At 61.1% G+C, this 23,582-nt stretch carries 18 protein-coding genes; 13 read left to right on the plus strand and 5 right to left on the minus strand.

The window, feature by feature from the left end; all coding sequences use genetic code 11:
- Positions 1-278: 278 nt before the first annotated feature.
- The 4 genes from AB7M32_RS09035 to AB7M32_RS09050 all read left to right on the plus strand — a co-directional run bounded on the left by AB7M32_RS09035 (position 279) and on the right by AB7M32_RS09050 (position 7,192).
- A complete protein-coding gene (locus AB7M32_RS09035) occupies positions 279-2,135 on the plus strand; it encodes a DUF1302 domain-containing protein (RefSeq protein ID WP_454249695.1) in 1,857 nt (618 codons plus the stop codon).
- 25 nt (positions 2,136-2,160) lie between these two features.
- The gene (locus tag AB7M32_RS09040; protein WP_072410909.1) at positions 2,161-3,525 is read left to right on the plus strand and encodes a DUF1329 domain-containing protein; all 1,365 of its coding nucleotides are present in this window, start codon (positions 2,161-2,163) and stop codon (positions 3,523-3,525) included.
- Positions 3,526-3,888: 363 nt separating this feature from the next.
- Positions 3,889-6,624 carry a LuxR C-terminal-related transcriptional regulator gene (locus tag AB7M32_RS09045; protein WP_454249696.1) on the plus strand — a complete coding sequence of 912 codons (2,736 nt, stop codon included), beginning with the start codon at positions 3,889-3,891 and terminating at the stop codon, positions 6,622-6,624.
- Positions 6,625-6,691: 67 nt separating this feature from the next.
- The gene (locus tag AB7M32_RS09050; protein WP_072410913.1) at positions 6,692-7,192 is read left to right on the plus strand and encodes a methylated-DNA--[protein]-cysteine S-methyltransferase; all 501 of its coding nucleotides are present in this window, start codon (positions 6,692-6,694) and stop codon (positions 7,190-7,192) included.
- A 242-nt stretch (positions 7,193-7,434) separates the two neighbouring features.
- On the opposite strand, the gene AB7M32_RS09055 is transcribed toward AB7M32_RS09050, so the two are convergent.
- Positions 7,435-9,342 carry an alkaline phosphatase D family protein gene (locus AB7M32_RS09055; protein ID WP_454249697.1) on the minus strand — a complete coding sequence of 636 codons (1,908 nt, stop codon included), beginning with the start codon at positions 9,340-9,342 and terminating at the stop codon, positions 7,435-7,437.
- A 137-nt stretch (positions 9,343-9,479) separates the two neighbouring features.
- Positions 9,480-10,475, minus strand: coding sequence for a TRAP transporter substrate-binding protein (locus AB7M32_RS09060; protein WP_454249698.1), 996 nt, complete (start codon positions 10,473-10,475; stop codon positions 9,480-9,482).
- Positions 10,476-11,008: 533 nt separating this feature from the next.
- Between AB7M32_RS09060 and AB7M32_RS09065 the strand changes: the two genes are divergently transcribed.
- The 7 genes from AB7M32_RS09065 (at position 11,009) to AB7M32_RS09095 (ending at position 18,318) form a co-directional block, all read left to right on the plus strand.
- Positions 11,009-12,163, plus strand: coding sequence for a mandelate racemase family protein (locus tag AB7M32_RS09065; RefSeq protein ID WP_454249699.1), 1,155 nt, complete (start codon positions 11,009-11,011; stop codon positions 12,161-12,163).
- Positions 12,164-12,234: 71 nt separating this feature from the next.
- The gene (locus AB7M32_RS09070; protein ID WP_454249700.1) at positions 12,235-13,857 is read left to right on the plus strand and encodes an ABC transporter substrate-binding protein; all 1,623 of its coding nucleotides are present in this window, start codon (positions 12,235-12,237) and stop codon (positions 13,855-13,857) included.
- Between the two features lie 34 nt (positions 13,858-13,891).
- On the plus strand, positions 13,892-14,929 hold the full coding sequence (locus AB7M32_RS09075; RefSeq protein WP_454249701.1) for an ABC transporter permease: 1,038 nt from the start codon (positions 13,892-13,894) through the stop codon (positions 14,927-14,929).
- Positions 14,929-15,837 (plus strand): ABC transporter permease, encoded by a 909-nt coding sequence (locus tag AB7M32_RS09080; RefSeq protein WP_207283640.1) that lies wholly within the window; start codon positions 14,929-14,931, stop codon positions 15,835-15,837. Before AB7M32_RS09075 ends, AB7M32_RS09080 begins: the two co-directional genes overlap by 1 nt.
- Positions 15,838-15,847: 10 nt before the next feature.
- The gene (locus AB7M32_RS09085; protein WP_454249702.1) at positions 15,848-16,687 is read left to right on the plus strand and encodes an ABC transporter ATP-binding protein; all 840 of its coding nucleotides are present in this window, start codon (positions 15,848-15,850) and stop codon (positions 16,685-16,687) included.
- Between the two features lie 10 nt (positions 16,688-16,697).
- Complete coding sequence (locus AB7M32_RS09090) at positions 16,698-17,465, plus strand: ABC transporter ATP-binding protein (RefSeq protein WP_454249703.1); 768 nt, start codon at positions 16,698-16,700, stop codon at positions 17,463-17,465.
- A 130-nt stretch (positions 17,466-17,595) separates the two neighbouring features.
- Positions 17,596-18,318 (plus strand): oligogalacturonate-specific porin KdgM family protein, encoded by a 723-nt coding sequence (locus AB7M32_RS09095; RefSeq protein WP_454249704.1) that lies wholly within the window; start codon positions 17,596-17,598, stop codon positions 18,316-18,318.
- A gap of 127 nt (positions 18,319-18,445) precedes the next feature.
- Here the strand turns inward: AB7M32_RS09095 and AB7M32_RS09100 are convergent, their stop codons facing one another.
- Positions 18,446-19,189, minus strand: a complete 744-nt coding sequence (locus AB7M32_RS09100) for a FadR/GntR family transcriptional regulator (RefSeq protein WP_060739125.1) — start codon at positions 19,187-19,189, stop codon at positions 18,446-18,448.
- A gap of 97 nt (positions 19,190-19,286) precedes the next feature.
- Between AB7M32_RS09100 and AB7M32_RS09105 the strand changes: the two genes are divergently transcribed.
- Complete coding sequence (locus tag AB7M32_RS09105; RefSeq protein ID WP_454249705.1) at positions 19,287-20,000, plus strand: FadR/GntR family transcriptional regulator; 714 nt, start codon at positions 19,287-19,289, stop codon at positions 19,998-20,000.
- Between the two features lie 206 nt (positions 20,001-20,206).
- On the opposite strand, the gene AB7M32_RS09110 is transcribed toward AB7M32_RS09105, so the two are convergent.
- Both AB7M32_RS09110 and AB7M32_RS09115 read right to left on the minus strand, forming a co-directional pair.
- Positions 20,207-21,256: a hypothetical protein gene (locus tag AB7M32_RS09110; protein WP_454249706.1), complete on the minus strand. Its 1,050-nt coding sequence runs from the start codon at positions 21,254-21,256 to the stop codon at positions 20,207-20,209.
- A 168-nt stretch (positions 21,257-21,424) separates the two neighbouring features.
- A complete protein-coding gene (locus AB7M32_RS09115) occupies positions 21,425-21,841 on the minus strand; it encodes a VOC family protein (protein WP_454249707.1) in 417 nt (138 codons plus the stop codon).
- A 286-nt stretch (positions 21,842-22,127) separates the two neighbouring features.
- Here AB7M32_RS09115 and AB7M32_RS09120 point away from each other — a divergent pair, with 286 nt between their 5' ends.
- Positions 22,128-23,288 carry a hypothetical protein gene (locus AB7M32_RS09120; protein ID WP_454249708.1) on the plus strand — a complete coding sequence of 387 codons (1,161 nt, stop codon included), beginning with the start codon at positions 22,128-22,130 and terminating at the stop codon, positions 23,286-23,288.
- Positions 23,289-23,582 lie beyond the last annotated feature (294 nt).

Genomic DNA, 23,582 nt, shown 5'->3' on the forward strand with positions numbered 1-23,582 from the left:
CTTGTCAAACCGCAAATTTCAGCCATCCTTGCCGTGCCGGCATCTGTCGGCCTGGCGAAAGGACTGTTCCAGAGTGGTCGCGGGCTGCAAATCACACTTTAGAGGGATCAAGCCGTACTACCTGCTGGCTATAGTCCGCTCACGGATTCTCAAGAACGGGGCGCACGCACGAAAGGGCGATGCGACTTCGACGGATGTCGGGACGCTGCCGCTCCCTGCCGCCGAGGTGTTTTTGAAATGTCCATTGCCATAACAATAATGCACATGGAGTAGCGTCGATGACCTCAGCAACCACGTTCTGGCGCCGGGCAAAACTGCCTCTGGCGGTCAGTCTCGCCTCTTCGCTCGCCGGGCCAGCATTCGGCGTCAGTTTCAACATCGGTGAAATCGAAGGCCAGTTCGACTCGTCCCTGTCGGTCGGCGCGAGCTGGTCCACGGCCAAGGCCAACCGAGACCTGATCGGTGTCAACAATGGCGGCAAGGGCTTGTCGCAGACCTCCGACGACGGTCACTTGAACTTCAAGCGAGGGGAAACCTTCTCGAAGATCTTCAAGGGCATCCATGACCTGGAACTGAAGTACGGCGATACCGGCGTGTTCGTGCGCGGCAAGTACTGGTACGACTTCGAACTCAAGGACGAAAACCGCCTGTACAAGGACATCAGCGACAGCAACCGCAAGGAAGGCGCCAAGTCCTCCGGCGGGCAGATCCTCGATGCGTTCGTCTACCACAACTATGCCATTGCCGATCAGCCAGGCTCCGTGCGCCTGGGCAAGCAAGTGGTCAGCTGGGGTGAAAGCACGTTCATCCAGGGCGGCATCAACTCCATCAACCCGGTCGACGTGTCCGCGTTCCGTCGTCCTGGCGCCGAGATCAAGGAAGGCCTGATCCCGGTCAACATGTTCTACGTGTCCCAGAGCCTGACCGACAACCTGTCGGCCGAGGCGTTCTATCAGATTGAATGGGACCAGACCGTGGTGGATAACTGCGGTACGTTCTTCTCCCAGCCGGACGTGATTGCCGACGGTTGCACCGATAACCTGCGGGTGCTGAACAAGCGTTCGACCATTCCGTTGCCGGGCGTCATTCTTCCAATATTGGAAGGCCAGGGTGTCGACATCAACGAAGAAGGCGTGCTGGTACGTCGTGGCCCGGACCGCGATGCCCGCGACAGCGGCCAGTGGGGCGCATCGTTGAAATACATGTTCGAACCGCTGGACACCGAGTTCGGTGCCTACTTCATGAACTACCACAGCCGTGCACCGATTTTCAGTGCCCAAGGTGCTGCGCAGCAGTTCTACACCGCGGGGCCCATCGCGGCACTGCGTCCTCTGATCGTGGCGGGTAACTCCAACTACTTCGTCGAATACCCGGAAGATATCCGTCTCTATGGCCTGAGTTTCTCCACGACACTGCCTACCGGCACGGCGTGGAGCGGTGAGATCAGCTATCGGCCGAATGCACCGGTGCAGCTGAGCACCACTGACATTCTTTTCGCCGGTGTGACGCCGCTTCCCGGATTTGGTGATGCATCGGTGCTCCAGGGCACGCCGGGTCAAGACCTGCATGGTTATCGCCGTAAAGAGATCACTCAGTTCCAGACCACCTTCACGCACTTCCTCGATCAAGTCATGGGCGCCAGCCGCCTGACCCTGGTAGGTGAAGTCGGGGTAACCCACGTCGGTGGCCTGGAAAGCAAATCCGACGCTCGTTATGGCCGTGATCCGGTGTTTGGGCCGGGTGAGCTGCCCAACGGCTTCTGCAACTCGCTCAATACGTCTACTGCGGCGGGGGGCGGCCAGACCATCAACGACGTCAACAGCAACTGCAACAACGACGGCTTCACCACCTCCACGTCCTGGGGCTACCGCGCTCGCGCCATCTGGGAATACCCGGACGTGTTCGCCGGCGTGAACCTCAAGCCCAACGTGGCCTGGTCCCATGACGTCAAGGGTTACTCGCCGGGCCCTGGCGGCAACTTCGAGGAAGGCCGCAAAGCCGTCAGCCTCGGGCTGGATGCCGAGTACCAGAACACCTACAACGCCAGCCTGGCCTACACCAACTTCTTTGGTGGCGATTTCAGCACTGTGGACGATCGTGACTTCCTGGCGCTCAGCGTCGGCGTGACCTTCTAAGCACCGTATTTCAGGACGACACACTATGAAAATAACAAAGAATCTGTTGCAGGTCGGTGTTCTGGGGTTATCCCTGCTGGCCGCCAGCGTCATGGCGGCAGTACCCGCGGCCGAGGCCGACAAGCTCGGCAAGAGCCTGACGCCGATGGGCGCCGAGATGGCCGGCAATGCCGATGGCTCGATCTCGGCCTGGAAACCCATGGCCAAGAACGCCGGTGCCGTGGACAGCAAGGGCTTCCTGGCCGATCCATTCCCGACTGAAAAGCCGTTGTTCACCATCACTGCGCAGAACGTCGAGCAGTACAAGGACAAACTCGCCCCGGGCCAGTACGCGATGTTCAAGCGCTACCCGGAAACCTTCAAGATGCCGGTCTACCCGACTCATCGCGGCGCCACCGTGCCGGACGAGGTGTTCGCCTCCATCAAGAAAAACGCGGTCAACACCAAGCTGGTCTCCGGTGGCAACGGCCTGGAGAACTTCGAGACGGCCGTGCCGTTCCCGATTCCCCAGAGCGGCGTGGAAGTCATCTGGAACCACATCACCCGCTATCGTGGCGGTAGCGTGACGCGCCTGGTCACCCAGGCCACCCCGCAGCCCAACGGTTCGTACAGCCTGGTGTATTTCCGCGACCAGTTCGTGTTCCGCGACAAGATGAAGGATTTCGATCCGGCCAACCCTGGCAACATCCTGTTCTACTTCAAGCAACAAGTGACCGCGCCGGCGCGCCTGGCCGGTGGCGTTCTGCTGGTGCACGAGACCCTCGACCAAGTGAAGGAGCCGCGTTCGGCATGGGTCTACAACGCTGGCCAGCGCCGTGTGCGCCGTGCCCCGCAAGTGTCCTATGACGGCCCGGGTACGGCGGCCGACGGCCTGCGTACCTCCGACAACCTGGACATGTACAACGGCGCACCGGACCGCTACGACTGGAAGCTGGAAGGCAAGAAAGAGATGTACATCGCCGCCAACAGCTACAAGATCGATTCGCCGCAACTCAAATATGCCGACATCATCAAGGCCGGCCACATCAACCAGGACCTGACCCGCTACGAGCTGCGTCGCGTCTGGCATGTGACTGCGACCCTGAAGGAAGGCCAGCGTCACATCTACGCCAAGCGTGACTTCTACATCGACGAAGACACCTGGCAAGCCGCGGTGATCGACCACTACGACGGTCGTGGCCAACTGTGGCGCGTGGCCGAGGCTCATGCCGAGAACTACTACGACAAGCAAGTGCCGTGGTACGCCCTGGAAACCCTCTACGACCTGCAATCCGGCCGCTACCTGGCGCTGGGCATGAAGAACGAAGAAAAATCGGCCTACGACTTCGGCTTCACCGCCACCACCGCCGACTTCACCCCGAACGCACTGCGTCAGGACGGCATCCGCTAAACCGCTCCACCCGAGGCCGCATCCTCGAAACAACGCCCCGACTGGTTCGGGGCGTTTTTTTGTTCGATCAGTCAACACAAAACCCTGTGGCGAGGGAGCTTGCTCCCGCTGGGCTGCACAGCAGCCCCAAACCAGCCTACTCATTGTGTCAGGTACAACGCAGTCGCTGCCTTGCGGGTTGCTTCGCAACCCAGCGGGAGCAAGCTCCCTCGCCACAAGAGCGGTGGCCGCCTGAATTTTTAGAGTCGGTCGGCTTGTAGTCTTTTTGTAGCCATTTGTAGCACTCCCTTCAATACCTCCTCGTTTACCGCTAGTCTGCGGACATCTGCAACGCCGCCACCCGCATTCCTACAAGAGCCGGCCATGACTGATTTGTCTTCACTTCCGGATTCTGCCCGCGCAGCCATCGCGGTACAGGACGGGCGTTTCTACCGCCCGCCCTTGCCCGACGGCCATGTCGCGCGGCCGCGGTTGTGCGAGCGTTTGAGCGCCGGGCTCGGAGGGCGGTTGCTGTTGGTCAGTGCCCCGGCGGGGTTCGGTAAAAGCTCCCTGGCGGTGGAGTTCTGCCAGAGCCTGCCGGCCCATTGGCAAAGTCTCTGGCTGGGGCTCAGTGCCCGGGACAACGATCCGGGGCGTTTCCTGGAACGCTTGCTCGAAGGGCTCCAGGCATTTTTCCCGCAACTGGGTGGCCGGGCACTGGGGCTGCTGAAAATGCGCCAGCGCCATCAACCCTTCGCCTTCGAAGAATGGCTCGATGGCTTGCTGGACGAATTGTCCGCCCACTTATCGCTCCGTAATCCCTTGTTGCTGGTCCTCGACGATTACCACCTGGCCCAAAGCCCGGTACTGGATCGCTGCCTGCAATTTTTCCTCAATCACCTGCCCGACGGTTTGCTGGTACTCGTCACCAGCCGCCAGCGCCCGGACTGGCACCTGGCGCGCCTGCGCCTGTCGCGGCAACTACTCGAACTCAACGAGCAAGACCTGCGCCTGACCCATGACGAAGCCTTGACCCTGCTCCAGCACCACAGCAGCTCGTTGCGCGGCGAGGCGCTGGAAAACCTCATCCAGCGCAGTGAAGGCTGGGTGGCCGGGCTGCGGTTCTGGCTGCTGGCCGCCTCCGAAGCCGGTAGCGAAGGCCTGCTGCCCCAGGCCTTGCACGGAGGGGAAGGGCTGATCCGCGATTACCTGCTCGAAGAGGTCATCGATTGCCTGCCCGCCGAGGTGCAGGCGTTCCTCTACGACACGGCCCCTCAGGAACGCTTTTGCAGCGCGCTGTGCGATGCCGTGCGCGAAGCCCACGACAGTGACGAAATCCTGCGTTACCTGGCGGCTCACCAGGTATTCCTGGTGCCACTGGACGAGCATGGCCATTGGTATCGTTATCACCACTTGTTTTCCGACCTGCTGCGCAGTCGCCCCAGCGCGCCGGCCATGGTCCCGGCCGCGACCCTGCACCTGCGGGCCTGTCGCTGGTTCAACGCCCAGGGCCTGATCGACGAAGCCGTGGAACAGGCCCTGCGGGCCGGGCACCTGGACGTAGCGGCGAACCTGGTGCAGAACCTTTCGGAGGAGCAGCTGCTGGCCGAGCAGAACGTCGGCATGTTGCTGCGCTGGAAAATGGATTTGCCCGACAGCCTGCTCATCAGCACGCCGCGGCTGATCGTGCTCTACAGCTGGGCCTTGGGCCTGGCCTGTCAATTGGACGCCGCCGAAGAGTTGGCCGCGAACTTGAGTCGTTTCCTGCCGGCCCCCTCGGCCACCGCGCAAAAGTCCATGCTTGCCCAATGGCTGGCCCTGAGCGGCATCGTCGCCCGTGGCCGCGGTGATCGCGAGGCCACCGTGCGTTATTGCAGCGAAGCCCTGGAGAGCCTGCCGCAAAAACGCTACGGCCAAAGGCTGATGTGCCTGTCCACCTTGTCGAACCTGGCGATTGCCGACGGCGACCTGTGGCGTGCCCGGAACCTGAACCGCGATTCCCTGGAGCTGGCACAGCGGGTCGGCAACCCATTGTTCGAGGCCCTGGCCCATTACGATCGTGCCCGGGTCTTGCAGGCGCGGGGCGAAATCCTGCGGGCGCTGGACGAAGTGCACCAGGGTTTGCAGCGTTTGCATAAATTATCGCCCCAGCGGCTTTATGCGGTGCGGGCGCGACTGATCATGTACGAGGGTTTCCTGCTGACCTTGCGCATGCAACCCCAGGTCGGCCTGGCGCGGTTGCAGGCAGGCCTCACCGAAGCCCGCGCCTGCCGCGACATCAGCGTGCTGATCGGCCATTGCGTGATCGCGCGTATCGAAGGTTATGGCGGCGAGTTCGCCCGGGCCTTTGCTGAACTGGCTGAAGCCGAGCGGCTGATGCACATCTGGGACGTTCCGCCGATCTATTACCTGGCGATGATTACCCTGGTCAAATGCGAACTCTGGCTGGCCCAGGGCCGCACCGACCTGGCCGAAGCCTGGCTGGCCCGCTTGGGCCAGACCTACACCGGCGAGCGGGCCGCCGCGCCGCCGGAATTCCATCCGCAACTGCCGCTGCATGTCGAATTGCAGCAGGCGGTGCTGGAATCCATCCGGGGTCAACCGATGCTTGCCGAAGGGCGACTCGATGCCCTGCTTGAACACGGCCAGCAAACCGGCCGGCAAATGCTCAGCGTGATGGCGCTCAACCAGAAGGTCGCCTTGCTGCTGAGCGTCGGCCGTGAGCCCGAAGCCCGCCGTACCCTGGCCCAAGCTTTCGAAGCCGCCAGCGGCGGGGTGTTGCAGCCCTTCGAGTGGTTGTTTGGCAAGCACTGTGAATGGTTTCGCGAACAACTGCTGCACGCACCGCCCAGCACCTTGCGTGAACATCTGCTCGAACGCCTACCCTCGACGGTGGCCCAGCCTGTCGACCCGGCGGCACCTGTCGAAACCCTCAGCAGTCGCGAGCGGGCGGTGTTGCAACTGATTGCCCAGGGCTGTTCGAACCAGGAGATCAGCGAGCAATTGTTCATCTCGCTGCACACCGTCAAGACCCACGCCAGCCACATCAACAGCAAACTCGGGGTCGAGCGCCGCACCCAGGCGGTGGCGCGGGCGAAGGCGTTGGGGTTGTTGGGTTGAGCGAGAATGAGATCAAAAGATCGCAGGCTTCGCCAGCTCCTACAGAACCTTGATAAGGAATCCCTCGATGCTGCCTCTGTACAAAACCATCCCATCCCCCGTCGGACAACTGATCCTCGTCGCCCGGGAGACAAGACTGGCGGCCATCCTGTGGGAAAACGAGCGCCTCAACCGGGTGCGCCTGGGACCTTTGGAAGAAGACACTCAGCATCCGGTTCTCAAGGAAACCGAACGTCAGTTGCTGGAGTACTTCGCCGGTCAGCGCCGCCGTTTCGAACTGGAGCTGGACTTTGCCGGCACTGATTTCCAGGTCCGAGTGTGGCAGGCCCTGTTGACCATTCCCTTCGGTGAAACCCGCAGTTACCGCGACATCGCCGTCCAGATCGGCCAACCGACAGCGGTCCGGGCGGTCGGCGCCGCCAATGGTCGCAACCCCATCTCGATCATCGCGCCGTGCCACCGCGTCATCGGCAGCTCCGGCAGCCTCACCGGCTTCGCTGGCGGCCTGGCGGCCAAACAATTGCTGCTCAGCCTCGAAGGCCAACAGACCCTGCAGTTGGCGTTCTGACTGCCACTTCCCTGTGGGAGCGAGCTTGCTCGCGATAGCGCCGTGTCAGCTTGCCTGGAGCTGGCTGTGCCGCCGTCATCGCGAGCAAGCTCGCTCCCACAGTTGTTTTGGTGGGACTGTAGATTTTGCATTCATCCCCAGTCCCCTGTGGGAGCGAGCTTGCTCGCGATAGCGGATTGTCAGCTTGCCTAGGTGTTGGCTGTGCTGCCGTCATCGCGAGCAAGCTCGCTCCCACAATGTTCTCAGGCTGGTGGGGATTTGGGAGGCCGCATGCGTGTCGGTGGCTGGCCGTTGGCGTTGTGCTGGTAGATCTTCGTGGGTTGTCCCTGTTCGTTGAAGAACACCTGGCCGATACCGGCGCTGTTCCACAACCGTTCGCCCGCTTCGGCGTGTTCCGGGGTGTGGGGGACGATGCGCATGCTGCGGCGCTTGGTGAACCAGTTCAGGGGCGAGCGCGGGGAGTAGAGCCAACGGTTCAGGCGGTCGAACCATTCCAGCAGCACGGGCGGGAATTCATTCTTGATGCCGCTGCTGGTGATCTGCCAGATACGCGGGCCGCCCTTGCGGTGTGGGATCAGCACCTCGTAGACGAAGGAATAATGCACATCCCCTGACAGCACCACGTAATTACCCGGTGTACGCGAGTGTCGGAAAATGTTCAGGATCACCTGGGCCGCGCCGCGATGGGCCATCCAGTTTTCCGCGTCCACCAGCAACGGATAACCGCACCAACTGAACACCCGCTGCACGGTCTCGATCAGCTTCACGCCGAAAATCGGTGCCGGTGAGACGATGATGGCCGAGGGGTGATCCAACAACTCTTGCTGCAACTCGCTCAGAGCTTCCCAATCCAGCAGGCCGGAAGGTTGCTTGAGGTTGTTCTCGCTGCGCCAGCGGCGGGTACGGGTGTCGAGCACCACCAGGGCCGGGGTGCTCGGCAGCACGTAATGCCACTGCTGGAAACCCAGCAGGGTGTCGATCAATTGGTCCTGGGGTTCGCTGTCGAGGTAGCGGTCGCGGGCGGTGTCGCTCAAGGCCAGGGTCTGCGGGAGCACGTCCGCAAAGGCATCCGGGTTGTTGCCCCAGCCCTGGCAGAGCATGTAGGCGATCAAGGCATTGCCGATGATGCGCTTGGAGAACGGATGGCCGTAGGCCGTTTCCTCCCACTGCGCGGACAGGTTCCAGTCATCGGTGATGTCGTGGTCGTCGAAAATCATCAGGCACGACAAATGCGCAAATACCCGCGCCACGCCGTCCAGCCCGGTCTTGAACGCGTCGATGCGTCGCTGTTCCAGGTCGTAGCGCTGGCGCCGCTCGACGGTCAGTTCGGGGGGCTGCACAGCGAGCAGTGTCCAGGGCACCGGCGACCACACCAGCAGGTACATCGCCATCACCTCGGCGAAGGTCACCAGGTGATTGTCGGCGCTGCTGCTGGTGAAGATCGGCTTGCGCGCCCCGCCGAAAAAGCGCTCGCGCAGGGTTTCGTTGCTCTCCAATGCCGGTAGCAAATCGGCGCGATGGTAATAACTGGCCGGGTGTTGGTAGAGCTTGGCGCTGTCTTCCACGACAGCGCCCTCCAGGCATTCCTCGAACAGCCCCAAGTGTTCGATCAGCCCATGAATCGCCCGCAGCATGGGCCCGGCGACGTCGTCGGCATAGACCTGGTCGCCACTCATCATCAACAGTGCCGGGCGTTGCGCCGGGTCTTGCGCGAGCAGACGGTCGACACAGAGCAGGCCGTCGTTGGTCGGGTAGTGGGGTTTGCGGCAAGAACCGTGGACCAATTGCTCGATACGCGAATGCAGCATGAAGTTCGGACACTGTGCGCCGTCATACAACAGATGCGGCGCCCACTCGGCGATGGGCGCGCCGTCCACCAGCAGGTCGTAGTCAATCGCCACGTCCTGGGGCAGGGGAGCGTCGAGCGTCACATCGATCAAGTGCACAAACGCCCGTTGCCCGACCGGCACCACGGTGCAACGTGATGCATCGAGTGCCAGGTCGCCGACACCGTCAATGCGCAGCGTCAACGCCAACGCTCGCGTGCCCACCAACCACATCACCAGGCGCGCAGGCTCCAGGCGCCGCAACAGCGGGCCGACCAGGACAGGGGGCAGGGCAAGGGTGATATCGGGGGTGGACGACAGCATCAGCGGAAAAAGCTCTGTTCAGGGAGAGGCGGGGATCATAACGCAATGTGCTGTGCAGCTGGGGATAGGGGGGGCGGGCACTGTTGTGGCGAGGGAGCAAGCTCCCTCGCCACAGGAAAGTGTCAAGCCTGGCGATGTCACTGGGCGCTGTTGGAAGCCTCGGCGGCCTTGATCAGGTCCGGACCGATCTCTGTCTCGAACTTCGCCCATACCGGTTTCATTCGTTCGCGCCAAACACTGCGCTCTTGCTGTGTGAGGGTGATGATCTCGGTGGTCTTGGCGTCCAGGACGTGCTGTTTGTCCTGTTGGTTGAATCGTTCCGCTTCCAGGTTGGCATGGGCGGTGGATTCGATCACGATCTTGTCCAGTTCGCTGCGGATATCCGGCGGCAGGCCGTTCCAGAAATCCGACGTGGTGATCAGCATGTAGTCGAGTATGCCGTGATTGGATTCGGTGACGTATTTCTGCACCTCATTGAGCTTCTGGTTGTAGAAGTTCGAATAGGTGTTTTCCGTGCCGTGGACCAGACCGGTGCGCAGCCCCTGGTACACCACCGAGAAAATCATCGGTTTGGCCTTGGCATCCACCGCCTTGAACTGCTCCTCCAGCACCGCAGAGGTCTGTATCCGGAACGTCAGGCCACGGGCATCCTCAGGGGTACGCAATGGCTTGTTGGCCGATAGCTGCTTCATGCCGTTGTGCCAATAGGCCAGGCCGGTGACGTTCTTGCTTTCCATGGACTTGAGCAGTTTCTGGCCTTCAGGGCTTTGCTGGAAACGGTCTACTGCGGCGATGTCGTCGAATAGAAAGGGTAAGTCGAACAGCTGCACAGTCTTGGTGTACTGATCGAACTTGGCCAGTGACCGCGCAATGATCTGCACCTCCCCCAGGAGCAGGGCCTCCATCTCCTTGTCATCGCCGTACAGCGTGGAGTTGGGGTAGACCTCGACCTTCACTTTGCCCGGCAGTCGCTCTTCCGCCAGCTTCTTGAACATCAACGCGCCCTGGCCCTTGGGCGTTTGGTCGCCCACCACGTGGGAGAACTTGATAACGATCGGCTCAGCCGCCATGACCGTGCCCCACGCGCCGAAAGCCAGGGTGCAGGCGAGCGCTTTCCATACAGGTTTGAGCATTGCGAAATTCCCTTTACCTTTACATTCATCGTACGGGCCTGTTCGGAACCCGGCGTACAGCAGACAACGTCAAGTCTAGGAGAAAAACCATCCGCTGCTGGATGACGTGTTCCGGCGGGGCAAGCTATCGGGCTTCTGCTGGGTGGGAGCGGGTGTTCACTGATCCTGCCCCTGTCACAGCCCTCCTGTGGGAGCGAGCTTGCTCGCGATAGCGGTGGATCAGTCAACATTGATGTGGCTGACACACCGCCATCGCGAGCAAGCTCGCTCCCACAGTTTTTAATTCTCCCGCCTCGGTTTCCAGTCCTCCCGTCATCGTGGCCCTCCCGGGGGCGAGTCGTATTGTTTTTGCGGTGTGGTATGACGACATTTTAAATTTCTCTCAAGAAAAATAATCTCATTTCTCTATCTCGTCCTAGTTTCGTTAATTTTTATTGGTTTTGTGGGTTGACAGCCTGTGTGAAACGTCAGAATAATCCGCTACGTTGTATGACGACATACAAATAAACAATAACAACAGGGTGCTCCCTTCTATGAGAATCACAGGCGTTCACGTCGAAGTCTTTTCCACCCCTTCGCGCCGTGCTCAGGACAGCGCCGGTCACGCTCATCCGGGCGATGAGGTCATGATCAAGATGGCCTTGCTGCGAATCGGCTGCGACGATGGCAGCGAGGGTTATGCCTTTGGCCCGCCTGAGTTGATTCGTCCGCACATCATCGAATCCTTCGTGCGCAGAGTGCTGGTGGGCCGCGATCCGATGGACCGTGAAAGCATCTGGCAAGACCTGGCGCACTGGCAGCGCGGCAGTGCCGGACAGTTCACCGACCGGGCGTTGGCGCTGGTGGAGCAAGCCTTGTGGGACCTGGCCGGGCGCAAGCTCCAGTTGCCAGTGCACAAGCTGATTGGTGGTTATCGCGATAAGGTCCCGGCCTACGGTTCCACAATGTGCGGCGACGATCTGCCGGGCGGCCTGTCCACGCCGGATGAGTACGCCCAGTTCGCCGAAAAACTGGTCCAGCGCGGCTACAAGGCCATCAAGTTGCACACCTGGATGCCGCCGATTTCCTTCGCGCCGAATCCTCAAATGGACATCCAGGCCTGCGCCGCCGTGCGTGAGGCGGTGGGGCCGGACATCGCGCTGATGCTCGACGGCTATCACTGGTACAGCCGCATGGATGCGCTGACCATTGGCAAGGCCCTGCAAAAGCTGAATTTCGCCTGGTTCGAAGAGCCGATGATGGAAGACTCGGCGGAGTCCTATGCCTGGCTGGCCGCCAACCTAGACATCCCGGTGCTGGGCCCGGAGAGCATCGCCGGCAAGTTCCATAGCCGCGCCAGTTGGGTCACCCAGAAGTCCTGTGACATCCTGCGCGCCGGCGTGGCCGGGGTCGGGGGTATCGGGCCGTGCCTGAAGGTGGCGCACCTGGCCGAGTCGTTCGGCATGGATTGCGAAGTGCACGGCAATGGCGCGGCGAACCTGGCGGTGGTTGGGGCGATCAGCAATTGCCGCTGGTACGAGCGCGGTCTGCTGCACCCGTTCCTCGACTATGAAGACGTCCCGGCGCACCTCAACAGCATCGTCGACCCCATGGACGCCGACGGTTTTGTACACCTGTCCGATCGGCCGGGGTTGGGCGAGGACATCAACTTCGCGTACATCGAGGCCAACACCCTGTCCCGACATTGATCCTGTTCCACGCCTGAGGTCGATGGCTGCCCGGGCGACAAGTCTTTATAAATATAAGAAAGGACTGAACCATGAATCTCTGGCCCAAGCGCCTGATCCGGCTGCTGTGTGTCATCGTGGCCCTGTGCGCAGTGCAGGTGCCCGTCAGCCTGGCCCAAGGCGAAACGCCCCCCGACCAATTGGTGGTGGGCATGAGCATGATCAACCTGCTGTCCCTGGACCCTGCCGCGGCGACGGGGCTGGAGGTCGCCGAGGTCAACGCCAACGTCTACGACATGCTCCTGGAGCAGGACGCGGCGCAGCCGGACACGCTGATTCCGGCCCTGGCGAAAACCTGGGACGTCAGCCCCGACCGCATGCGCCTGACCTTCCAATTGCGCGACGACGTGCGTTTTCACTCCGGCGCGCCGCTCACCGCCCAAGACGTCGCCTGGTCGTTGCAGCGCGTTGTCACCCTCAACCGCGCCCTGGCTTCCACCTGGAAAGCCTACGGTTTCACCGCCGACAACGTCGTCCAACTGATGCGCGCCGAAGGGCCGCACACCTTTGTCATGGAGTTGCCACGCGTCACTGACCCGATGCTGGTGCTCAACACCCTGGCCACCTCTCCCAGTGCCTTCATCATCGATCGCTCGGTCGCCTTGCAACATCAGGTCGGCGACGATCAGGGGGCGGCGTGGCTGGCGACGCACACGGCCGGCTCCGGCGCGTTCAAGCTCGACATCTGGCGGGCCAACGACGTGATCCTGATGAGTCGCAATGACGACTATTGGCGCGGCGCGGCGAAGTTGCGCCGGGTGATCATGCGCAACATGACCGAGTCCCAGGCCCTGCGCCTGATGGTCGAGCGCGGTGACCTGGACGTCGCCCGCGGTATGGCCGCCACCGACATCAAGGCGTTGGGCAAGGTCGATGAAGTGCGCATCCAGAGCATCGCCCGCGGCACGCTGTACTACGTGGCGATGAGCATGCAGCAGCCGTTGTTCCAAGACATCCGCGTACGCCAGGCCATCCGCCTGCTGATCGATTACCAGGGCATCAACGATGTGGTTATGCCGCACTACGGTGTGATCAATCAGCGGCCCTTGCAGTTGGGGCTGCCGGCACGCCTGGACGACCCGGGCTATCGCCTGGACGTGGCCGAAGCCAAGCGCCTGTTGGCGGCGGCCGGGCATGCCGAAGGCTTCAAGGTGACCATCCGTTCGCTGACCGATCCGCCGTTCATCAACATCGCCACCAGCCTGCAAGCGACGCTGGCCCAGGCGGGGATCCAGGCGACGATCATCACCGGCACCGGCAACCAGATCTATGGCGCTATGCGCGACCGCCAGTTCGACATCCTCGTCGGGCGTGGCGGTGGCGGGGCGGAACGGCATCCCCATTCGAGCCTGCGGGCCCTGGTGTACAACCCGGACAACCGCACCGAAGCCAAGTTGAGCAACTTCCAGGGCTGGCGCACCTCGTTCTTCGACCCGCAGCTCAATCAACTGATCGAGCAAGCCGAGCGCGAACGTGACCCCGAGCGCCAGCGCGAAATCTATGGGCAGATCCAGACCCTCTACGACCAACAGGCCGGGGCGATCATGCCGGTCTCACAGATGGTGGACGAAGTGGTGATCCACGCGGATGTGCGCAACTACATCGGCCACACCGCCGCCACCACGCGTCTCCGGGACGTCTACAAGCAGCGCTGAAATCGACGGCCACAGGGCCAAGGCAGGAATGAACATGTCGACTGCATCCTTTTCAATCTGGACCACCCGGGCCGCTTCGGCGACTCGGCGCGGCGGCTCGGTGGCGGTGACGCTGCTGGGGTTGCTGCTACTGACCTTTTTCATCGGGCGAGTGATGCCCCTGGATCCGGTGCTGGCCATCGTCGGCCCGGACGCCGACGCCTCGGCCTATGCCCAGGTGTACAAAGAACTGGGCCTGGACAAGCCGTTGTGGACCCAGTTCGCGATCTACCTCGGCGACTTGCTGCACGGTGACTTCGGCATGGCCTTGCTGACCGGCAACCCGGTCATCACCGACATCGCCCGGGTCTTCCCGGCGACGTTGGAACTGGCGACCCTGGCCATCCTGTTCGGCGTGTTGGCGGGCTTGCCGCTGGGGGTCTACGCGGCGACCCATCAGGGCCGTGCCGGTGACCATGTCGCGCGGCTGATCACGCTGTTCGGTTACTCCACGCCGATTTTCTGGATCGGCATGATGGCCTTCCTGGTGTTCTATGCCTGGCTGGGTTGGGCTGGCGGCGTCGGGCGGATCGGCCTGGCCTATGACGGGCTGATCCCGAAACACACAGGATTGTTGTTGATCGATACCGCCTGGTCCGGCGACTGGGAGGCCTTTCGCAGTGCACTGCGGCACATCCTGTTGCCGGCGGTGATCCTCAGCTTCAACTCGATCGCCTACATCAGCCGCATGACCCGCAGCTTCATGCTCGAACAACTGTCCCAGGAGTACATCATCACCGCCCGGGTCAAGGGCTTGTCCCAGCGCCGCATCGTCTGGGGCCATGCCTTTGGCAACATTCGCGTGCAGTTGCTGACCATCGTCGCCCTGGCTTATGGCGGCCTGCTGGAAGGTGCGGTGCTGATCGAAACCGTGTTCGCCTGGCCGGGCTTCGGCCAGTACCTGACCAGCAGTTTGCTGCTCGGCGACATGAACGCGGTGATGGCCTGCGTCCTGCTGATCGGCCTCATCTTCGTGACGCTGAACCTGATCAGCGATGCGCTGTACAAGATCTTCGACCCGAGGACTCGCTAATGAACCTGCCCCTTGCTTCCAGCGCAGCCGGCAGTGCCGCGCTGCCCGCTTCGAGTACGGCAGCGCTGGTCGCCAGCACCGTGCGCCTGCTGCGATTTTTGCTGCGTAACCCGATGACCTTCGCCGGCCTGATCGTCGTCGCGACCCTGATCCTGGTCGCGGTCTTCGCGCCGTGGATCGCCGGCCACGATCCGCTGTTGCAGAACCTCGCCGGGGCCTTGCAGGCACCCAGCGGCGTGCACTGGTTCGGCACCGACGAATACGGTCGCGATGTATTCGCCCGGCTCGTGTATGGCTCGCGCATCACCTTGTACATCGTCTTGCTGGTGACGGTGATCGTCGGCCCCATCGGCCTGTTGGTCGGCACGGTTTCCGGCTACTTCGGCGGTTGGGTCGACAGCCTGTTCATGCGCATCACCGACATCTTCATCTCGTTCCCCAGCCTGGTCCTGGCGCTGGCGTTCATCGCCGCCCTCGGCCCGGGATTGGAGCATGCGGTAATCGCCATCGCACTCACGGCCTGGCCGCCGATTGCCCGGCTCGCCCGCGCCGAAACACTGCCGCTGCGCAACGCGGACTTCGTCGTCGCGGTGCAGCTTCAGGGCGCGTCGAGCACCCGTATCATCCTGCGCCACATCATCCCGATGTGCCTGTCGTCGGTGATCATCCGCCTGACCATGAACATGGCGAGCATCATCCTCACCGCCGCCGCCCTGGGCTTTCTCGGCCTTGGCGCCCAGGCACCGCTGCCGGAGTGGGGCGCGATGATCTCCACCGGGCGGCGCTACATGCTCGAAAGCTGGTGGCTGGTGGCGGCGCCCGGTGCGGCGATCATGCTGGTCAGCCTGGCCTTCAACCTGTTGGGCGACGGCTTGCGCGACGTCCTCGACCCACGCAGCCAATCCTGAGGAACAGCCCATGACTGAGATAAAACTTGCGGTACAGGACTTGTGCGTGGAGTTTCGCAACGCCGGCAAAACCTCGCAGGCAGTGCGTGATGTGTCGTTCACGTTGGGGCGAGAAAAACTCGCCATTGTCGGCGAGTCCGGCTCGGGCAAATCCACCGTTGGCCGCAGTCTTCTGCGTCTGCATCCGCCGACGGCGCGGGTCACCGCCAAGACCTTGCGCTTCGCCGATATCGACCTGTTGGCCGCCAGCGAAAAGCAGATCCAGGCGATTCGTGGCGCGCGCATGTCGATGATCATGCAAGACCCGAAATACTCACTGAACCCGGTGGTGCGGGTCGGCGAACAAATCGCCGAGGCGTACCTGGCCCATCACAGGGTGCCCCATCGCGAAGCGCGCGAACGGGCCCTGGACATGCTCGCCAAAGTGCACATTCGCGATCCCCGGCGGGTCTACGACCTGTACCCCCACGAGGTCTCGGGCGGCATGGGCCAGCGGATCATGATCGCCATGATGGTGATCACCGATCCCCAGGTAATCATCGCCGACGAGCCCACCTCGGCACTGGACGTGTCGGTGCGTCGCCAGGTGCTCAATGTGCTGGAAGAGTTGGTCAGCGAGCGTGACCTGGGGCTGATCTTCATCAGCCACGACCTGAACCTGGTGCGGAGTTTCTGCGACCGCGTGCTGGTGATGTACGCCGGCCGCGTGGTCGAGTCGATTGCCGCCGCCGACCTCGACCAAGCCACCCATCCGTACACCCGTGGCCTGTTGGCCGCACTGCCCAGCCTGGACCATCCACGCGCCACGCTGCCGGTGTTGCAGCGTGACCCACTCTGGTTGAACGCTTGAGGAGCCTGTCATGAGCATGATTGAAATCGCCGGCCTGAACCTCAGTTTCGGCACCGGCGCGGCACTGAACGCGGTATTGCACAACGTCGATTTGAGCGTCGCAGAAGGCGAGGCATTCGGCCTGGTGGGGGAGTCCGGTTCGGGCAAGACCACCGTGCTGCGCTGCCTGGCCGGGCAGTACCAGCATTGGAGCGGACAACTGCGGGTCGCCGGCCAGGCCGTGACGCGCAACCTGCCGCTGAACCACTACCGCACGGTGCAGATGGTGTTCCAGGACCCGTATGCCTCGTTGCATCCGCGCTACACCATCGACGCCGCGTTGCAGGAACCGCTGCGCATCCATGGCATCGATGGGCGGAGGCAGAAGGTCAGCGAGATCCTGCGTAAGGTCGGCTTGAACGACAGCTTTCGCTTCCGTTATCCGCACCAGTTGTCCGGAGGGCAGCGCCAACGGGTGGCGATCGCCCGTGCATTGATCCTGCGGCCCCGGGTGCTGTTGCTGGACGAGCCGACCTCGGCGCTGGACGTCTCGGTGCAGGCGGAAATCCTCAACCTGCTGGCCGACTTGCGTCGCCAGGAAGGGCTGACCTACCTGATGGTCACCCATGATCTGGCGGTGGTAGCGCATTTGTGTGATCGGCTGGCGGTGATGCAGCAGGGCCGGGTGGTGGAGACGCTCGACAGTCATCTGCTGGCGAGTGATGGCGCCACCCATGCGTACACCCGCTTGCTGGTGCAAGCCAGTCGGGACATACAGCGAATACCTATCGCTGTTTGAGGTAACTCGTTCGTTGCACGTGTTTTAACCCGTAGAAGACGTTGAACCGCAGGTTTCAATGCCGCGCTCGCGCTCGCCTGCGATTTGTCGTTCAACCCAACTAATGACTCAACTAACAAGAATAAAAAACATGAAAAAGACACTCGTCGTGCTGTCCCTCGCTTCCTTGTTCACTTCAGTCGTTGCCATGGCCGATACCGGCTATATCAACGTACGCCACCAGTATGCGGAAAAAACCCGCATGCACGCCGACCGCGCCAAGTTTGGCATGCGGCTGGAAAACGGCGTGGGGCTGGAGGGTGAACTCAAATACAAGACCGCCGGTGATCGCGAAGACGTTGCCTTCGACAACACCGTTGGCAGCGGCCATGAATTCACCGTCAACTACCAGCACAAGCTCAATGATCGCTGGACGCTCACGCCCTCGTTCGCCATGGAAAGTGACGAGGAGTCCACTACCTACAAACTGGGCATGCGCCTGGGCTACAAGATCACCAAGGAGCTGAGCATCGCCGGACGCTACCGTTATGACTCGTCCAAGCTCGACCGAGACAAGGTCGATCATGACGTACCGGACAACGGCCAGGACGATCAGAAGATTCATCGCTACGACGTCTACGTCAACTATGCAAACCAAGGACCGTGGGCCTACGAGTATCAATTGACCTACTTCGATGCCAACTACGTTCGTTATAACGGCGGCACCGACGACTATGAACAGAATGCCGTGGTCAAGTACAAGTGGGACAAACGCTGGGCGCCGTTCTTTGAAGTTGGGGATATCAAAGTCAACTCGGTCGACAGTGATCGCCAACTGCGGCTGCGGGTCGGTATTCAATACAATTTTTTCTAAGTTGTTGGAACACCGGGTTCAACTTGTGGGAGCGAGCTTGCTCGCGATAGCGGCGGATCAGTCAACATTAATGTGGCTGACACACCGCCATCGCGAGCAAGCTCGCTCCCACAGGGGAGGGCAGGGTTTACTCGTTGTAGAACGCCTGGCGCTGTTGCGTTTCACACAGGCGCATGCGGCTGTTGCTCAAATGCAGGTACATGGCCGCCCGCGCCGCGTCGACATTGCCGCTGGCGATGGCGTCGAAGATCTGCTGGTGTTCGGCGTTGATCCCCTGAAGATAAGCACTGCGGTCACTTTGCCCGGAATAGGCGGAGTTCATGCGGGTACGCGGGATCAGCTTCGTGCCCAGGTGCTTCATGATATCGATCAGGTAGTAATTGCCGGCGGCCTTGGCGATTTTCAGATGGAACTGGAAATCGGCATTGATGGTGGTACCGGATTTTTCCGGCCCTTGCAGCAACGCCTCCAGCGCCTGGGCCAGTTCGGCCAGGGCTTCGGGGGTTGCGCGTTGCGCGGCCATGCCCGCGGCCTGGACTTCCAGGCTCAGACGAAACTCCAGCAGGTTGAGTACATCCGACAACGTGGCAATCGTCGCCGGCCCCAAGGTGAAGCCCTCCGGCGCCGGCATGTCGAGGACAAAGGTGCCGACGCCATGGCGCGTCTCCACCAGCCCCGCCGCCTGCAAGCGCGACAGCGCTTCGCGTACCACCGAACGACTGACCCCTTCGGCCTCCATGATATGCACTTCGGTGGGAAGCTTTTCGCCACACTTGAGGGTGCCGTCGCGCATGCGCTGGGCAAAGCGATCGACCAGTGTTTCGGCGAGGCGGCGTGGCTTGTTCAGTGGAGATAACGCTTGATCCGTCATCGGCTTGCTCTTGGGTGATCAGCGGGCATTATAGTGAGTTTTAGCGCAAGGTCGCGGCTATAATGCCGCGATCGTCTGGCTTTAATGGATAGGTGCAATGGACCGTGTCACACCCGATCGACGCCTGAGCATGACTCAACAACTGGTGGTCGACCTGACGCAGCAGATATTGGCCGGCGAACTGCCCGCGGGCAGCAAGTTACCCACCGAACAAGTCATCATCAAGGAACGCGGCGTCAGCCGGACGGTGGTCCGTGAAGCCATGTCGCGGCTCCAGGCCGAAGGGTTGGTGGAAACCCGTCACGGCATCGGCACCTTCGTGGTGGACACCGCTCGCCCGGGGGATTTCCAAGGCAGCAAACACGTCAAGGGCGGCGCCTACGATGCGCTGGCCGTCATCGAACTGCGCCTGAGCCTGGAAGTGGAAGCCGCCGGCATCGCCGCACAACGGGCCACACCGGAGCAGTTGCAGGCGATGCGTGAAGCGCTCGACGCGGCGAATGCTTTTGACTCAACGGATGACGAAAGCGCCCGGGTCGATTTTGAATTTCATCTGCAGATCGCCCAGTGCACCGGCAACAGCTTTTTCATCGACGCCATGGCCCATGTGGGCAATACGTTGATAGCCGTCGTGCAACAGGCCGGGCCGGCGGTGACGGATGAAAATCGGGCGTTGGTGGTGCGTGAGCGTGAGCAGATCTACGCGGCGTTGGCGCGCCATGATGCGCAAGCGGCGCGGGCGTCGATGCGGTTGCATTTGATCAATATGCAGCAGCGGGTTCGAGGGGGGGGCGAGTTGACGGCGCAATAACCTCCACCGCAGAACCCTGTGGGAGCGAGCTTGCTCGCGATAGCGGTGGATCAGTCAACATTGATGTGGCTGACACACCGCCATCGCGAGCAAGCTCGCTCCCACAGTTTTTTGATCTCGGGTGTTTGCAAATGCTGCGTCCACCACCGCCCTCCTGTGGGAGCGAGCTTGCTCGCGATGACGGCGTTACAGCCAGGCTGTTCCTGCTAGTTACGCTTCCAGCACTCCGCAAATCTTGCACAAACCCCGTAGCGCTCATCCATTTGCGCCATCCTCTCCAAGTGATGACCCACCGCTTCGACCGTCACCCCATTCCCGATCCGGAAGTACTCCACCATCATCGCGACGTCCAGATCGATCTCGGCTTTCTCCGGCTTGGCATTGGCGGCTTTGGGCAACGCCCATTGTTCCAACTGCTCATCCTTTACCTGCCGCAGGCGTGCCTGGTATTCGTCCTTGAAGCGTTCCAGCGAACGCGCCTTGTTCTGCGCCATGTCATCGCCAAATGTCTTCAGGTTTTCCCGGTACAGCGTCCAGTAGTCAGACGGCAGGTCGAAGCCGAGCTTGGCCTTGCGTTCGCTGATCAAAGTGTCGAGTTTCTCTGGCGAATAAGTCTCGACTTTTTCCTTGGTCGGATCGGTTTTCACGGTGACGACCAGGCTTTTCTCGATGACCCGGTTCATCAGCTCCAGGCGATGGGGCGTGTCCGGGTAGGTTTGGGGAAACAGCGCGTTGCGGCCGGCGCAGGCGGGAAAATCTTTTTTCAGGATCGGGATCGGTGTGCGCACGTCCTTGCCGTCGACCCGTTGCAAGCGTTGCAACTGAGTCAGGCAGAGGTTCTTCTCGGACTTGAAGGTCACCTCGTATTCGGCATTGGCCTCGGGGGTAAAGTTGAAGCCCTTGCCGCACACGGCATAACCGCTGTTCATGTTGGTGCGCAGGTAAATCTGCTCGCCGGGCTTGAGCTTGACCTCCAGGTAGCCCTTGGCATCCTTGGGCGCTGGAACACTCATCCCCACCCGCCGTGCGGTATCGCTCAATAGCAGATTATTGAGAATGCCCGTGGTTTGCCCGTCGCAATGGGCGGCATCGAAATAGTCCAGCGTGGCGTTGCTGGTATTGGCGACGAACCGCAACTTGGCGGCGTCCGGTTCGATGGCGTCGGGGTAACTGCCGTTGACGCTGCAACCGCCGAGCAATACAAACAACGCGGACAATGCTGACAACGGGACAAGACGGCGAGGCAGGGCGAGCATGAGTCATCCTTGAAGGATCGATAAAGGGGTGAATGCTACTGAAGTGCCACTATTGCGTCCACCACCGACCTCCTGTGGGAGCGAGCTTGCTCGCGATGACGCCGGCACAGTCAACATCACCAATCCAGACAGGCCACTTTCGCGAGCAAGTCCGCACAGGGATAAAGCTCAGGGCTCCAGCGCCGGGCCCTTCAACTCGATCTGGTTGCCGTCCGGATCGAAGCAGTAGATCGACCAGCCTTTTCCCTCTGCGCCGTAGCGCATCTGCGCTTTCTCAACCGTCAGGCCAGCTGACGTAAAATGCGCGAGAAGGGCCGGTTCATCAAACGGCTCGATGCGCAGGCACAAGTGATCGACGTTGTGCCCCTGCTTTCCGGCCGCCGGTCCACCCTGGCGACCGAGGGGCCCGTCCACGGCAACCAGGTCAATCATTGAAACACCGGTGCCCAGGTGAAGCATGCCTAGATCGTCCCGGCGCTTCTTCAGCTCGCAACCGAGCACCGATGTGTAGAAAGCGAGGCTGCGCTCGAGGTCCTTTACGCGCAGGACGATGTGGTCGATGCGTTGAATCGTGAAGTTCTTCATACAGGCCTCATGTGCTCAGTGATGGACGCTACGGGTTACTTCACCTTAGCCATTCATGCTGGATGTTATTGCAACAGCAATTCCCCTGTGGGAGCGAGCTTGCTCGCGATGACGCCAGCACATTCAACACAGGTTAGACCGGCCGCATCGCGAACCGGCTCTTCCCACGCCCGGCATCCTGATGGCTAAAGTTCATCGACATGCAGTCGATAGGCTCATTCCGGAGACGTGCGCACCCATCGGTGCTTCTCCTCATTGTTCGGTGTGGAATGGAAAGGATAGGGTAATGGAGCAAAAAGTCGGCACAACGGACGAGAAACAGAAACCTGCCTCATTCCAACGGGATATCTACGCGGCCCTCAAGTTGATGGCGGAGCATTGGGGCCTGATAGGCAGCCTGGGGGCCTTACTCAGTGCGGTGATCAGCTTTGGCATCCTGATGACCTATGCAAAGGCGATCGACCGTATCGATCTGCTGCCCTTGGTGTTCGATAAGCAGCTCTCCGCATTGCTTCCGTGGATGGGGATGGTTGCCTTTGTCCTGTTTCTTTATATGGTGGTGATGGGCGTCACCACGATGTTTTACGCATTAGCCGTGTCTATGTTCAACCAAACGCCGAATCTCAGGCCAACGGTTGCCAGGTTCTTTTTCTGGGCTGCGGTGGTGGGGTCGTTGATCATCGTCGCCTTTGCGTTTCAAGGACCCAAGGTCGACCATCTCATCGTCGCTGGCGTGATTGTTCTCGGAGTGAGCGCTGTCATGGGGATGTCGTTGAAATCGAAAAAATTCCGAATGGCCCTGGAATTGGTGTCCCTCTTCAATAACTTGAAAGGGCTTGGGGTTTGGTGGCATCAGGCTGGCGTGTTCCTGTTTGCCTACCTCGTTTTGATGGTTGCCGTTTTCGCTGCCGTCTACCCGATGTTGATCTTGCTGAAGTCCTACACCGGCAAAGACACCCCGGAAGCCATCATGACACTGATGATCATTTCCATGGTCGCGGTGGTCCTCTTGTTCTTGCCGGCCCTGATCTTTTTTGTGAGCAAAAAACACATCGTCACGCGGGGACTATTGTCGGTCGGATCGGCATTGTTGGTGACCTTGGCCGTTGTCGCCATGTATCCGGGCGCAAGTTCTACCGTAGTGTTCAAGGCCGCCGGGATGATGGGCGTGCGCGAGACGAACCCGGTCAAATATCGGTTGTTGAAGAACTTCGAGGCCAAAGACTTTGATCTGGCGAGCTGGGGAGAGGTGGAGGTGAGCCGGGAGCTTCCGGTTGTGAAAGCCTTTCCGCTCTTCTCGCTTGGTGACGTCCTGCTGCTTTGCCCCAGCGGTTTGAGTGGCAAACGACTGGGCGAATGGCCGCAACATTCACATGCCTGCATCCTCACCCAACGCAGTGATGTCGTGATATTGCCTGATGCGGTCGTTATGGCCGAGCAAGCGTAAGGGCGAGCAAACCTTTCAGAAGACTGCGTCCGGACCTTGATCCAGCCTTCCCGCAGGCGTTGATTGCCACAGAAATTCCGCACGCTATCAGGCCTTCTGATACCGTGCAAAAAACACGAGTCTGCCGGGATTGACCACGCCCGACAGGGCCGTGTCGGCGCTGCTTGGTTTTTTATGTGAACATCAGGTTATTCCTTTAACTCTGATCTGGTTCGCGACGCGATTCTGCCAGAGGGATCTGAGCGCGGCGACCGACAGTGACTCCAACTTGCAGCGTTGGAGTCACTATCATTG

This window comes from Pseudomonas sp. R151218B TE3479 (assembly GCF_053629195.1).